We start from the raw sequence: 13,118 nt of genomic DNA, 5'->3' as shown, positions 1-13,118 counted from the left end.
AATCTTCCGTTTGCGTGTTGGCTGGTTTGTTCATCATGCGATCGAGCATAGATCCACTGGCACGGGGCCGGTAGAGCACAAAGTCCCCCATCGTCGCTGCTGGAGGCGCTATTCGAGTCCGGCCCTGATTGCGTCATTGAGCGGCGTGCGCCATGACATTGGCGCCTTCAGCGTAAATCGCCTGCCTGTAACGGTCTCGGGAACAATCCGGATGAGATGCTCCTTATTGACGCCCTGCCAGGGAAAGAGAGCGCGGCCGACGGTGTCCAGGGTGGTGTCCGTGGAGGCCACCACCACGGCACGGCCCTTAACAACGACGCTCCAGGCGAAGCCGAACTCCGCACTCACGGCGTCCGCCTCCAGTGCAACGTTTGCGTCGGCCTCCATTGCACTTAATTTGGTGCCGTCACCGGTCCGAAAGATCATTGTCTCCTGGTCCACCTTGTAGTTCACCGGGAACACATCAGGGCGGCCGTCGGCCGTGACTGCCAGCCGCCCAATCGTCGTTTCACGCAGGAGCTTCCAGCATTGCTGGGTATCCAGAATTTCTGCTTGTGGCACCACGTTGTTATCTCTCATGTGCACGATGCTATGGCACGAGGTGTCGCTTAAACAGGGTCTAAGGACCCGAACCCCGTGCGGGATCCGTGGAGTCGGCCTGCCGTGCTAGCGCTGGCCTCCGGCGCTGTGCCGCGCGGTCCACGCCAAGTAACCACCAAGTGCACCCACAGCGCCTACACCGCCCGTAACAAGGACGTTTTGCCATGTCCGCAGACGGTCGAGGTCTGCAGCAGTCAGGTCACCTATCCCTCGAATAAAGGCCGCCACCATCATGCCTGCAACGAGGCGATTACCGATACGTTCAGCGCGAGTCATCAGGGGCGCCAATTCCGCTGCCCGCAGATGTACCTCGACGCCGTCGTCCAGAGTGTCAAGCAGTCGCCGGAGTTTGTCCGGGAGATTGGCACCGAAGTCTGCAGCGTCCAAGCCCCATCGGGAGAGTTTGCGCGTGAAATTGCGGGGAATTACCCGTTCGAAGGCCAACCTGCCGGCATAGGGCCTGACGACTGCTCCGAGGTTGAAGTTCGGGTTCAACCGCGCCCCCATTCCTTCTGTCATGAAGATCATTTTCGTCAACATGGCCATTTCGCTGGGCAGTTGCAGGCGGTGATTGCGCAGAATCGCCAGTATTTGGGTGATGAGGGGCGAGATTTCAATTTGCCCCAGTTGCCGTCCCTGATATTGCTGCATGAAGCGCAGAACGTCTTGCCGTAGCAGGCCACGATCCGCGGCGGGGCGGTTGATGGACAGTTCCAGCAGCGACCGGCAGATTCGGTCCGGGTCATCGTAGCTGAACGCCAACAGCAGGCTTCCGAGGTGCTCCCGGAGTTCCTTGCCGACTTCGCCCACCATGCCGAAGTCGATCAAACCTATTCGACCGGTTGATTCAACAAACAGGTTGCCCGGGTGCGGGTCTGCATGGAAGAAGCCATCCTCAAAGATCATTTTGACCGCGGCCTTGGCCGCCTGGTCGGCCAATCGGTTTCTGTCGATGACAGGCATGGCGAGGACTTCGGCGTCGTCGATCTTCAGGCCGTAAATCCGTTCGATGGTCAGTACCCGGGATGTGGTCGTGGGCCAAAAGATTTTCGGAATGTGAATGCTCGAATCGTTGGCAAAATTGCTGGCGAATCGTTCCGCATTGTGACCTTCCTGCAGGTAGTCGAGTTCGGCGCGCAGTGTTGCCGCGAACCCTGCGGAAATGGCCTCGAGGTTATAATCTGCCATTGCCGCCCAGTTGCGACTTGCCTGGTGGGCAAGGTTCGCCAGGATCTCCAGATCCTCCTGGACTTGGGCAACGACTCCAGGGCGTCGAACCTTGACCACGACGGCGGTGCCGTCGTGCAGTGTTGCTGCATGAGCCTGGCCAATCGAGGCACTGGCCAGCGGGGTGTCACTAAAAGTACTGAAGAGCTCTTCGGGCGTTGCACCCAGCTCCTGCTCGATGACGTTGCGAATAACGTCCGAAGGCACTGGCGGCGCCGCATTTTGAAGTTTGGACAGTGCCGCGAGGTAGCCCGGTGGAAGGATGTCGGGCCGCGTGGAAAGTACCTGCCCGAGTTTGATAAACGTCGGTCCGAGCTCTTCCAGTGCGCGCCTCAACCGCTCGGGATTCGAGACATTTCCAGCCTGCCCGGATACAGGCCCTGGATGCAACCGACCGAGACCAATCGTGGCTGCCAGAGAGCCGAAGCCATGCCGCGCCAAGATTTGCGCAACCTCGGCATAGCGTTGAAAATGGTTGCCCATGATTTGCTCCCAGCGTTGACTGTTTTCTCTTGTGTGGATGGTCGGGGAAATGATTCTGTTGTTGTGGAAAGTTATTAAGGGCGATGTTGATCCGATTCGTCCCGATCGAAAGTCCCCGGGTCCAATCGGAACGGCAGATATTTGTCCCTCAGTTGGGGAACGCAGGTAGATCCACCGGTTGATGCCCACAATGAGATCGAAGGGTGTCCGCTCATATCGGCCGGTGGTGATGATGGCGAATCGTGCCCGCCATGGCGGACATTGCCCGAGTCTGGATTCCCCATGTCAACCACTTTGTCTCGCCCGGCGAGGAGTCAGTAGGGGCAAAGGTCCCCAGTGCGGACGTATTCGGATTGTGGGGTGAAGTTTGGCCTTCGATGGAGGCCCGTTTGCCCAATGCGAAACCTTGACAATCAAGGACTTGACCGGCTTAACAATGGGACGATGTGGCTGATGGGTCTGTGCGCTCCCCGCCGTTGTCCAACTGGTTCAGGAAGTCGGCAAATCCGCCGTCGACGCGGCTGTGGCGGCGGCCTGAAGTGGTGACTCGGCAGGAATCCGTTGCCATGACGGCGTAGCCCTGTGTGCGGGCTTTGGCGACGAAGTCGCGGTCCTCGTGGAGCGATTGGTCGCTGAATCCGCCGAGCTTTGTGAACACCTCGGCCCGGAACCCCAAGTTGGCCCCGTGAATGTGTGGATGGCCTTCGCTCAAATCGTGGCAGGCAAACCACCGCGCCAACGCGGCGCTGCTCAGGTCCACGTGCACCGGTTCCACAGTGCCGGCCACGACGTGTGCGCCAGCCATGGCAAGGCCATAATGGCGCCACAGCCAATCGGCGGGCACCATGCTGTCCGCATCCGTGTTGGCGATCCAAAGGTGGGCAGGCGGCACTTTTGCCAGTGACATCGCAGCGGTGATGCCCACATTCCGGGCCGCACCTACCCGTCCGGCGGAAGTATGCCTGAGGAGCACCTTTGGATGGTGCGCCACGATTTGTGCGGAATTGTCGCTGGTGCGGTCCAGGACGACGGTGAGCGACGTTGGAATGGAGACCTTCCAGGCGAAATGGGCCATGGCCGCTTCGAGGGAGGTGAGCGCGTTCGGCAACAGTTGCGCTTCGTTTCTGGCGGGCACGACGACGGCGATCTCGCCTATGTGTGTAGTCACGGCGGGTTCCCGAATGTGAAAATGTCGAGTAGGAAGTCCTCTTCGGCATGGGCGTCCACACGTGTGAGCCGGGCATCTGTGCGCAATTGGCGGTGGACGTCGTCCCCGTTGAGCGGCCAGCCGGATATTGGATGGCGCCAGTGGCACGCAGCCAGGCACGCGTTTGGCAGCATGGAGGCGGCCATGCGGTCAATTACGGTGGACAGTTCCCCGGCGGAGAAGTAGTAGCCAACCTCGGAAAGGACGAACAAGTCGAAACGGCCGGCGGGCCATCCGTCCGGAAGCAGGGCCTGAACGATGGTGGTGTTCCCAGCTGCCGCGGTGCGTTTCGTGGCTGTCCTTACCGCCTCGGCACTGGCGTCGACCCCCACAATCTGCACGGAGCGGAGCGCCAGCTCCGCGGTCAGGGCCCCCGTGGAGCAGCCGAGTTCAAACACGGAATTAAACGACGCGCGGGGCAGGGCGCCCAGCAACAGCGAGCGCTTGCGTTGTTCATATCCGGAGTCCGGATCCCAGGGTTCGGCACCGCCGATGTGGATGGCATTGAACTGCGTCTGCAGCCAACCGGAATATGCGGTGCCCGCACGTGTGAACTGCCCCGCGGCATCAATGAACGTTTCGAAGCTCCGCTCGAAATGCGACAGGAGGGCCGATGAAAGGAGGGCTTCATCCCCGGCGGCGGGTGACAGCGGCGCGACTTGGCTGGCATGGCTTGATATCGCCGCCGCCTTCGTCGCCTGCTCCTCCACGGTCAGGTTCAGCCTTCTCAAGGCCGGCCAGGGGACTCGATCATTGCCGGGCGAGCCCCAGTGCCACAACCAGATTGGATACTCCAGAAACAGGCTGTGGGTCGTCCGCGCGGCCCTGCCGGCTGCGGCCCCGGCCGCATCGTGGTCAGTGTGGCCGTCGCCTGACCAGGGTGCAACCACCAGCGTCTTGTGACTGTTGTGCGTTGCGGCGGCGGCAATTTCGTTTTCCAGTTGTGTGCCGTGGGCTGACAGCCTGCCGTCAGGCATGCCGAGGACCCTGTGGCCTACGTCGGGGGCCATGCGCTCAAGCGCGCTGCGAAGTTCAACGGCACGCACCGCTGCCAACTCAGCGGGTGTATGTGTGGGGGAGCCAGGGTGGGAGTTCTCGCCCAAAGTTGCGACAACAACCTCGATCGGCACACCGTGTCGCGCGGCACGTTGCAGGAGACCGGCGGCGCCGAGCGTCTCGTCGTCGGGATGCGCGGCGATCACTACGAGCTTGTCAAGTGCGGCCCAATCGATGTGTAGATCCAACATTTCGGCAATTCGCGGACTGCACAGCCAGTCCGTCTCGGCCGTCGTCTGTTGATTGTGGGTGAAAGCTACCATGGCGCTGTCCCGGCGTCGGACGCTGTGACGGCGGCGAGGATTGCTGCTCCGTGCGCCGCGATGGATCGTTCGGCGTGGTCTTGGCGGAGGTAGAGTTGCAGATCCGCCACCCGTTGGGTGTGTTCCGGCTCGAAGGCCAGGGGCTCCGGTCCCATGCCGTGTGCCGTCACGGAAAGCACGGTTTCGGCTGCCGAGACGACGGTGGCCCGGACGCGTCCTGCGACGATGGCTGAGTGTGTTCCGAAGCCGGCGTCTGTGCGGCGGGCACCGTCAGCTTCAGGGGCTGCAGCTTGAAACGAGGACCTGCTGGCCCACAGTGCCTGGTCGGCACTGCCGAGGTGCAGAAGGGCAATTTGATCCGGTTTCCGTGAACGGCAGTGTTGGTAAAGGCGTCTGGCGAGTGCGGTGGCCGCACCGTGCCAGATGGCTGCAACACCCGCCCCGCCCCACGAAAAGCCGGGCCTTTGGACGTACCATTCGGGTGCGCCCACCGGTACCGCAGGTACATTGGACATCGACAAACCCTGGCTGGGCACCGTTGGCAAGCCCAGTGCCGTCCAGGGCCGCCCCGCGCTGGTGATCCCTGGCACACGCAGGTCGATGGCGAACAGTTGAATGCCGTTGTCGGTTCGGGCGGTGACGAGTGCGTTGCTCAACTCGTTGGCCAGCGAACACCACGGTTTGTCCCCGTCCAACCGCCAGCCGCTGCCTGCCGGTGTGGCAAGCAGCTGCTGTCCGGGCCCCTGGGCCGCAAACACACCCCACGTGGCGTTGTCTGTGTGGAGCTCGGTTTGATCAGCCTGGGCGAGAATTGCCAAGGCGTCCAGGTGCGGTTCGATGATGCGCGCCGCAGTGAGGTCGGCGGCGCCCAACGTTGCCAGCGACTGCCAAAGGTCGAGTGTATGTCCCTGTTGGGGAAGGGGCATGGTGCGTCCCAGCTCCCGGGCCAAGGCAAGTATCGACGCGGTCTCCCCGTGGCAGCTCAGCGCCGCGGCATATATTTCATTCAACGGGGCCATGCTGTCCGGTGAGGGGGCCGCAGCAGTTGCGTCCAACTGAACACCCAAAGTCGTTGCTGCATCGGAGGGGGCCACGTGCGTTGCGGGTGAAGTGTGGCTGGCGAGGGACACTGGGCCGACTCCTTGAGGTGGCAAAGGGACGTGGATAAGCAGGAACTGTGGCGCCTCGACTTACGAACGCCGTGGAACCGCCGTGGACGGCGGCTATTCGCCGGAGGCGTCCTCGTCTGATTCGGAGGAGAACGACTCGCGGTCCGGACGCGTCGGGCCAGCGTTGTCGTCGTCGAGGGGAGCATCAGTTGACGGGGCCTCCGACGGGGTTTCGTCGGCAGGGTCAACATGGGCAAAGCTTGGATCCGCCATGTCCTTTTCGTCCCGGAACTGCTCGTCGGTGCCGCCCAGGCTGCCCGCACCCGGTTCACCATCACTTCCGGCGTCTTCATTGTCAAGAAAATTCCGGTCGTGTGCGCCCAGGCTTTGATCGGATTTCAGCGCTTCGGCGTCTGTTTGCTGACCGCGGAGGGTCGGGTCTGCAGACCCCGGGTTCGTTGCAGCCGTGGTCGGCATTTCGTCCTCAGGAGAGGGGGAGCCGTAACCTGATTCAGCCGGTTGCTGTGCCTTGGCCGGGTTGCTGTCATTTGCGGAGTCGTTGGCATTCGGGGCGTCGTTGCTCATTGTTTTCTCCTCGGTTATTCGTTGAATCGCATGGCTTTTGGTGCCGCTCCAAGGTGGGGCAGGACTACTGCGGCGGGCCGGACGGCAGTGCGCCCCCTTCGTCCGCCCAGTCGCGGCCCGCGGCGTCGTTCAATGCGGGGTCTGACTCGACATCGGGCAGAGGGTGGTCGGCGTTGGGTTCGGATGCCATGGCCTTCGCGGCAGTGTCTTTCGTGGCGGCAGCCTGCCCATTGTCGTTTTGTCCGGCGTCATGCTTTGCGTTGGCACCATTCCCCGTGGCCTTGTGCAACAGCCGCGAGCCAAGCTCCTTAGCCTCATCCTTGACAGATTCTTCCAGTTGGGTGACGGTCTCCTGAACCTTGTCCGCCTGCCACAAAGTCCGTGCACTCTTTTTGAGGTCTTCGTAGCCGCGGCGGCCCACTCTGGTACCCACCACGTATCCGGCACCCAAACCTGCAACGAATGCTAATTTCGCTTTCATGGAAAACTCCTTGCCCGAACGTAGTGAACTGACTGCAGTGTTGCTGAACCCTGCTCCTACTGTAACCACACGGGAATCCGTCGGGAACCCCCCGCCCCACGGCAGAACGGCTTGTTCACCTTGGTGTGGAGCGACCCTTGATTGTCCACCGATTTATCGAAAGGATGGGTGGAACTTCGAGGATTGGAGAAGGCGGATGAAGGTTCTCATCAAGCTCATCAGCATTGGCGCAAGCCTGGCAGCCGGGACGTTGGCGCGCAAAGGCTTGGAAGCGGCGTGGCGCAAGGGCACGGGAAACGAGCCCCCCAAGGAGGCCACAAACCTCGACAATCCTTTGCCCGGGGTCTTGGTCTTTGCCTTGGTCACTGCCGTGACCGCCGCCGCCATCCAGGTGCTTACGCAACGTGCCACGAAAAAGGCCATGCTGAAGCTGCAACACGATCCGGATCCCAAGGTTGCCAAGGCGCGGGTGTGACGACGACTCAGGTGTGACGATGGCAATTATTTATCCACCACCACCTGCCAAGGCGGGATAGTTAAGACTGGCGGGCCCGGGCAATCAGTTGTCCCAGCGGGCTGGCGGCCAGCCCGTCAAGCAGCGCCTGGACATCTTGATAAACCGCTGAGGCGCCGGCCTCGCGAAGTTCAGCCGCGCTGGTTCCCCCGCTGCAGACACCAACCATGGGCAAGCCGAGTTTCGCGGCAGCAGCAGCGTCCCATACGGCATCGCCGATAAAAATGGCGTGATCGGCGTCGACCCCGGCGGCCTTCAGGGCCGCGTCAACGATGTCCGGACCGGCTTCCCCGCATCCGCGTCTGAAGAACTCGTGGCAGCGGAAATCGCGGCCTCCGCGTCCAGAACCTTCCGCAGTACGTCAAGTTCCTTCTGCTGCGCCGAGGAGGCGAGGACGACGGCGATTCCTGCGTCGGCGCACTGCATGAGTAGATCCTTGGCCCCGCGGAACGGGGCCAGCGCGGGCCAGTGAGTGGAGAAGATCGCGCCGTGGGCCTGCTTCAACTTTTTTGCATGCCCGTCCGGGAGCTCCCGGATTGGGCAAACGCCTGCCATCATGCCAGTGTATGAAAATACGTTGAATCCATCAGTGTCCCGTCAACGTCAAAAAGCGCTGCATACTTCAACTTCCCAGGCATGGGTGATCCTTTCAACAGGACGTGCACCAACTTCGCTCCAGTCTAAGGAGATCGCCGTCGCGATGCACTGGGAGTACTAGTATCCGGCCCGGGTTCCGGACAATATCTGACCATTGCGGACCCGCGATGATTGCAACGATGTCGATATCCTAAAGACGAAGCGTTGCTCCGCGGCATATGATGGCGCACTGGGCCCGGTCATTGGAATTGCGCGGCGTGCAAACTGGCGTTCACTTTCTGCAGGGTTCTTGCTGGCGGTGCCTTTCCACCAACACGTCGCTGAACCCAATTCCACCGCGGAAGCCATTTGTCTAGGTTGTCTTGGTGGCTATTTCTACCCCAGGATCAGTCGGCGCAACTGCGGCTAACGAGGCTCTTCGGTTATTCGACTCCCGAAGTGGGCGCCTGGGTGGTGTGCACGTCAGCCAGTACGGGCGGGTACGTGACGTTGGTGTCCTCAACGCGGGCAAAGGACCGCAGGACGTGCGCGGTAGCCTTCTTCTCAGTCATGATGTCCAGCACAGTGACGCCCCGAACCACCAAGGCATCCCCGATCATGGACCGGTGACAGCGCCACGGTACTGCTTCCGCGCACATGATCACCAAGTCGCTGTGTTTTGCGCGATCCACCAGGGCGTCAACGGCCTCGGCAAATTCAGTTGTTTGCATGTAGTCGGCATAGCCTTGAAACGATTTGTTGCGCCAACCGCCATTTGGGCTGTCCTTGCGTACGTGGCGCAGACCCCCAAGGGCCTTGGCGCGACGGTAGGTGAGACCTTCGGCCCGCAAGCTGGCCGCCAGTGACTCTTCCATGAATTGGGGATTGCGTCTGGACTTGGCAATCGTTCGGACGTCGACCAGTTTCTTCACGCCGTGCGCTTTTAAGAGTGCAATGAATTCATCTATCGGATGTGTGGAATGTCCAACCGTGTAAATTGTTATGCCGTCCATTTTTTCACATTACCGACTAACAGCCATTTGCTCAATGCAGGTAACCGCGCAGCTGATGCAGCGAGTGCGCAGATTCTTGCGGGAAGGGCAGGCGCCCGCACTTTTCATTGCCGACGGAGGGGCCTAGGCTGAACCCATGATTACTCTTCTTGTGGTGTTGCTGGTCATTTGGGTCATTTTGGCCATTGTTGGCTTTGCCATCAAGGGTCTTCTTTGGCTTGCCATTATTGGCATCGTGCTGTTTGTTGCCACGGGCGTCATCGGTTGGATCCGGCGAAAAGCCGTCTCAAGGTAAACATACGGCAGGGGATGTGAAAGATCCGCGGTCCGACGTCCCGGCGACAGCGCCGTCAAGCCGTCCAGGCGGTCGTGCCAGATCCTTTCGCTCGTGCGCTGCGGTGGCTGGCGATCTCTCCGTCCTGCACCAGGTTCAGGGCGCCAAGGTGCTCGGCGGTACCGGCACGGCCGATCGAGTAGTCATCCCATGCCCGCACCCGCACGAAGGCCACCTGAAGACCGGTGGGAGAGGCACCCAGTGCCGCGACGCGCTCGGCAGTCCCGTCAACCATGGCGCGGACCTGCTCGATCTGGGGGTCCAGTAGCTCGTGTACCACAATGAAGTCCCGGCCCACAACGTTCCAATGGGCGTGTTTGAGCCTGAACTGCAGGTCGTTAAGGGCGTGCAGCCGCCCTTGCGGGACCTTCGCGACCTTGTGGCCGTCCTTGATCGACAGCCCCGGCACCGTGAGTCCGGTCCGGGTTTCCTTTCTCGATGCCATCACTTGCTTCTTTACTAGTGGAAGCTGTTGGTGCCGGGCAGGGGCGCGGCATCAAATTCAGCCTGCCTGCTGCCGGGGTCGTGGGCCACACCGGCCGGCTTCCCGGTGAATGGATTGCCGTAACCCCAGGAGGGATCCTCGTGGTCGCGGGTGCGGCTGGGCTGTGGCTGGTCGTCAGGAGGTGTGTGGCTGGGGCTGGTCATCGCGGGGATCCTCACTCTTCCGGTCTATCGCTGCAGGAGCAATGGGCGCCGATTGGGTACGCCGCAGCCGACTCCTCGACCCGCGCCGGGTGGCGCCGGTGTTCCGTACTCCAGCGGGACAAGGCAGCCGCTGCCACCCCCAATTGCCCACGGCATTTCGCCTGCATCGGTGTGCTGTGCAATTGTGTGCTGACGGTGCATGATGGGAAGGGCAGCGCGATCAGGTGTTCTCCTGATCAGTATCGGCGCGCTTGGACTATCTTGACGGCAACGATGGGAGATGGGCTTTCATGGACACCATGGCTTGGATTTGGGTAATTGTCGCGATCGTCGTGGTTTTGGTCATCATTGGCATTCTGGTGGCAGTCAGTACCAAGCGGCGCCGCCGCTTGGCTGAACAGCAGAAGGAGCAGGACCGCGGGCGTGCAGCCAAGTTGCGCGACGAGGGGAAGGCGGGCGAGCTCGACGCCCGTGACCGGCAGGTAGCGGCCGATCGGACAGCGGCGGATGCCGAGCAAGCCGCGGTGGAAGCCGAACGATTGAAGCTTGAAGCAGAGCGGCAGCGTTCCGCGGCCGCCAAGGATGCGCAAGCTTCGCAGGAGAAACTGCACGAAGCGGCGGAGGTGGATCCGGACGTGGATGCATCGTCTTCGGGACGGCAAGGGCGTGCGGTCCCTGACCGCGCGGTGCAGGATCCCGCCGTGCGGGAGCGCACGCCGCAGGATCCTGCGACGCAGGAAGGAACCGCACAGGATCCGGTGACGGAGGACCCTGGATCGCAGGCTCCGGCGCATCGGCGGACGGTGGACGGGAGCTAGCATCGGCCCATTGATTCAATCCCACACATGATGGTGCACAGTGTGAACTGCAGCCGGCGCCGCATCACGTCCCCGGACAATCAAGCAACGGTCCTGCGGACAGCCGGAAAAGATGCGTCATTGGCTGTTACATCTTGGCGAATCTGGCCTTGGTGATTTGGTACAGACCGTAGCAGATCAGGCCCGCGCCGATGAGGGTCAGCAGATAGATGCCGTACGGCTGCTCACGGACGGCCTTCAGCGCGCCATCGAGCCCGGTGGACTCCTTGGGCCGGGCCTGGATGGTGGCAATGATGAACAGCAGCCCGACCAGGAGCAGTGCGATGCCCTTCGCGAGGAAGCCGGCCACACCCAAATACGTAATGATTGACCGGCCGGCGGGCGACGCCGGCAGGACCAGTTTCTTCTTGAAGGATCTGTTGATCCCTCGCACCCCAAAGACTATTCCGACCACTGCGATGGCAACTCCGATGACGATCAGCAGCGGCGGCCCCAGTGGCGCTTTCATGATTTGGGCCGTGGCATCGCTGGTGGATTGTCCGCTGTTTTTACCGCCGCCAAGGCCAAAAGAGGCAAAGAGGACAGCAAGTGCCACAAACACGACTCCCTGGCCGGCTGCGGAAAGTTTCTTCCCCAGCTTCGATGCGGGCTTCAACTGCCGATGTCCAAAAACAACTTCACTCAGCTGCCACAAGGCCAGCGCCGCACAGGCGGCGAAGCCAATCCACAGGAGGAACGCTCCCGCGGGCTGCTTGGCCAGTTGGGCCATGGCACCGCCCTGGTCCGCCTCCTTCGCCTTCCCAAAGGCCAGTTGTACCGCGATGGCGCCGATGAGAATGTGCAAGCACCCGCTAACGGCGAAGCCCGTTCGGGCGGCGAGGACAAAGACACGGGAGTTCGAAGCGTTCGCCGCGGCGTCCTTCAAGTCCTTTTTGATGGTCTTACCCTTCGATCGCCGGGGGGCCAGGCACACTTGTGCGTGGTATTACCACTATTTTGTCACCGGAGGCCGTCCTGCGAATAGGGGAGGGGGAACTTTGCTGGACCCTGTTCACCTTTGGGGATCCCAGGAGTAGAACTGGAACAGGAGCAAAATAATGACAGCAGAGGAGAAGGCAATGACAGACCTGGAATCAGAGCCGGTGGAAATTTCCACGGTTATTGGACCCGGGGACTGGACCGAGGAGACCCTGCCACAAATCGTCCAATCCTATCGGGACAGGCTCATCGAAATGGGTGCCGGTCAAGACAGCATCATTACCTCCATCGACAGAGCCGACAACGGATCCATCAAGGTCAGTGTCAACTGGGACAGGCGAAGAATTGTCCCGGAGGTGGTTGAAGACGCGGGTCGTGTCGGGCCCGAAGATTCGCAGAGGTTGAGAGGGGTCCCACTGGGCCGTGTTGGAAGCCCGCTTGTCAATGAACCCTCCGGGTCCGGTTCAACACAACTATCAGTCCCGGGGCCGGCCGGGGAAAAAGTCATCATGTACACCGACGACGACGGCACCACATGGTTGGAGGGGCGCAGCGATTCCGAGGACTGAACGGCCAGTGCAGGAGCTATTGTTCGTTGGCGGGACGGGGCGGGGTCCTCTGTAGATCGGCGGGATGGCCTCGTTGCCTCTTTAGGTCACAAACCCTCTTTGACGAGGCCGGCGACCAGATTGATGGTGGTGGCCAACACGATGGCGCCCAGCAGGTAAGAGAGCAGTGCGTGGCGCAGTGCGGTTGAGCGCATGGCATCGGTTTTCAAGTCGGTATCGGAGACCTGGAACGTCATGCCCACGGTGAAGGCCAGATAGGCGAAGTCACGGTGGTGGGGCGGGGAGCCTTCATTAAAATCCACCCTTTTCCGGTCGCGGCAGAAGAGCCGGGCGTAACGGAGCGTGAACAAGGTGTGGACCAGGAACCAGGAGAGGGCCACGCTGCCCAGTGCCAGGCCGAGGATTGCGGCCTTCCTGCCACCTTGGGCGTAAGCTGCGTCCAGCAAAATGAGAACAACACCTCCGAAACTGGCTACTGTGGCGGCCAAGACGAGTAGGTCGGTAGCGGCCTGGCCGGGGTCTTCGCGGCCGGCATGCTCGGCGGTACCTGCAGGGTCTAGCCGTCCGATAACGGCCCAGACCCAACAGAGGAACGTCAGGCACGCTGCCCCCAGCCCACGGCCGGGCCTTAAGCCCATGAGCCGAAAGACCCAACCA

At 61.5% G+C, this 13,118-nt stretch carries 17 protein-coding genes and 1 pseudogene; 4 read left to right on the top strand and 14 right to left on the bottom strand.

What is annotated here, in order from left to right; all coding sequences use genetic code 11:
- Positions 1 to 108: 108 nt before the first annotated feature.
- From CVV68_RS19225 to CVV68_RS19195, 7 genes are all read right to left on the bottom strand, one after another.
- Positions 109 to 579 (bottom strand): pyridoxamine 5'-phosphate oxidase family protein, encoded by a 471-nt coding sequence (locus CVV68_RS19225; protein ID WP_110502610.1) that lies wholly within the window; start codon positions 577 to 579, stop codon positions 109 to 111.
- 87 nt (positions 580 to 666) lie between these two features.
- Complete coding sequence (locus CVV68_RS19220; RefSeq protein ID WP_110502609.1) at positions 667 to 2,310, bottom strand: ABC1 kinase family protein; 1,644 nt, start codon at positions 2,308 to 2,310, stop codon at positions 667 to 669.
- 430 nt (positions 2,311 to 2,740) lie between these two features.
- A complete protein-coding gene (locus CVV68_RS19215; protein WP_170133252.1) occupies positions 2,741 to 3,478 on the bottom strand; it encodes a glycosyltransferase family 2 protein in 738 nt (245 codons plus the stop codon).
- Complete coding sequence (locus CVV68_RS19210) at positions 3,475 to 4,836, bottom strand: PIG-L family deacetylase (RefSeq protein WP_110502607.1); 1,362 nt, start codon at positions 4,834 to 4,836, stop codon at positions 3,475 to 3,477. The genes CVV68_RS19215 and CVV68_RS19210 overlap by 4 nt, the downstream gene beginning before the upstream one ends.
- The gene (locus CVV68_RS19205; RefSeq protein ID WP_110502606.1) at positions 4,830 to 5,966 is read right to left on the bottom strand and encodes an acyl-CoA dehydrogenase family protein; all 1,137 of its coding nucleotides are present in this window, start codon (positions 5,964 to 5,966) and stop codon (positions 4,830 to 4,832) included. The genes CVV68_RS19210 and CVV68_RS19205 overlap by 7 nt, the downstream gene beginning before the upstream one ends.
- A 93-nt stretch (positions 5,967 to 6,059) precedes the next feature.
- Entirely contained in the window at positions 6,060 to 6,530 is a 471-nt protein-coding gene (locus tag CVV68_RS19200) for a hypothetical protein (protein WP_110502605.1), read from the bottom strand.
- Positions 6,531 to 6,594: 64 nt separating this feature from the next.
- Positions 6,595 to 7,011 carry a YtxH domain-containing protein gene (locus CVV68_RS19195; RefSeq protein ID WP_110502604.1) on the bottom strand — a complete coding sequence of 139 codons (417 nt, stop codon included), beginning with the start codon at positions 7,009 to 7,011 and terminating at the stop codon, positions 6,595 to 6,597.
- Between the two features lie 196 nt (positions 7,012 to 7,207).
- On the opposite strand from CVV68_RS19195, the gene CVV68_RS19190 reads away from it, so the two are divergent.
- Positions 7,208 to 7,486 (top strand): DUF4235 domain-containing protein, encoded by a 279-nt coding sequence (locus CVV68_RS19190; protein ID WP_110502603.1) that lies wholly within the window; start codon positions 7,208 to 7,210, stop codon positions 7,484 to 7,486.
- 61 nt (positions 7,487 to 7,547) lie between these two features.
- Here the strand turns inward: CVV68_RS19190 and CVV68_RS24795 are convergent, their stop codons facing one another.
- The 3 genes from CVV68_RS24795 to CVV68_RS19180 form a co-directional block, all read right to left on the bottom strand.
- Positions 7,548 to 7,784, bottom strand: coding sequence for an HAD family hydrolase (locus tag CVV68_RS24795; RefSeq protein WP_306415707.1), 237 nt, complete (start codon positions 7,782 to 7,784; stop codon positions 7,548 to 7,550).
- Entirely contained in the window at positions 7,781 to 8,080 is a 300-nt protein-coding gene (locus CVV68_RS24790; RefSeq protein ID WP_306415706.1) for a hypothetical protein, read from the bottom strand. Before CVV68_RS24790 ends, CVV68_RS24795 begins: the two co-directional genes overlap by 4 nt.
- A gap of 464 nt (positions 8,081 to 8,544) precedes the next feature.
- Positions 8,545 to 9,114, bottom strand: coding sequence for a DUF488 domain-containing protein (locus CVV68_RS19180; protein ID WP_110502602.1), 570 nt, complete (start codon positions 9,112 to 9,114; stop codon positions 8,545 to 8,547).
- A 136-nt stretch (positions 9,115 to 9,250) separates the two neighbouring features.
- On the opposite strand from CVV68_RS19180, the gene CVV68_RS23630 reads away from it, so the two are divergent.
- The gene (locus CVV68_RS23630) at positions 9,251 to 9,409 is read left to right on the top strand and encodes a hypothetical protein (protein WP_170133250.1); all 159 of its coding nucleotides are present in this window, start codon (positions 9,251 to 9,253) and stop codon (positions 9,407 to 9,409) included.
- A 94-nt stretch (positions 9,410 to 9,503) separates the two neighbouring features.
- Here the strand turns inward: CVV68_RS23630 and CVV68_RS19175 are convergent.
- Together CVV68_RS19175 and CVV68_RS19170 are read right to left on the bottom strand one after the other, a co-directional pair.
- Positions 9,504 to 9,893, bottom strand: a pseudogene (locus CVV68_RS19175) (Dps family protein); the annotation flags it as partial.
- A gap of 14 nt (positions 9,894 to 9,907) precedes the next feature.
- Positions 9,908 to 10,096, bottom strand: coding sequence for a hypothetical protein (locus CVV68_RS19170; RefSeq protein ID WP_110502600.1), 189 nt, complete (start codon positions 10,094 to 10,096; stop codon positions 9,908 to 9,910).
- 251 nt (positions 10,097 to 10,347) lie between these two features.
- Between CVV68_RS19170 and CVV68_RS19165 the strand changes: the two genes are divergently transcribed.
- The gene (locus tag CVV68_RS19165) at positions 10,348 to 10,914 is read left to right on the top strand and encodes a hypothetical protein (protein WP_170133251.1); all 567 of its coding nucleotides are present in this window, start codon (positions 10,348 to 10,350) and stop codon (positions 10,912 to 10,914) included.
- Positions 10,915 to 11,041: 127 nt separating this feature from the next.
- Here CVV68_RS19165 and CVV68_RS19160 read toward each other — a convergent pair whose 3' ends face one another.
- A complete protein-coding gene (locus CVV68_RS19160; RefSeq protein ID WP_245933663.1) occupies positions 11,042 to 11,887 on the bottom strand; it encodes a DUF1206 domain-containing protein in 846 nt (281 codons plus the stop codon).
- Positions 11,888 to 12,011: 124 nt separating this feature from the next.
- Here CVV68_RS19160 and CVV68_RS23990 point away from each other — a divergent pair, with 124 nt between their 5' ends.
- The gene (locus CVV68_RS23990; protein WP_211320917.1) at positions 12,012 to 12,461 is read left to right on the top strand and encodes a hypothetical protein; all 450 of its coding nucleotides are present in this window, start codon (positions 12,012 to 12,014) and stop codon (positions 12,459 to 12,461) included.
- An 86-nt stretch (positions 12,462 to 12,547) separates the two neighbouring features.
- Here CVV68_RS23990 and CVV68_RS19150 read toward each other — a convergent pair whose 3' ends face one another.
- Positions 12,548 to 13,099, bottom strand: coding sequence for a DUF1345 domain-containing protein (locus CVV68_RS19150; RefSeq protein ID WP_245933662.1), 552 nt, complete (start codon positions 13,097 to 13,099; stop codon positions 12,548 to 12,550).
- Positions 13,100 to 13,118 lie beyond the last annotated feature (19 nt).

This window comes from Arthrobacter livingstonensis (assembly GCF_003219815.1).
In the GTDB taxonomy this organism is placed as follows: Bacteria; Actinomycetota; Actinomycetes; order Actinomycetales; family Micrococcaceae; genus Specibacter; species Specibacter livingstonensis.
Note: the sequence above shows the minus strand (reverse complement) of the source record. Positions and strands in the feature narration are given on the sequence as shown.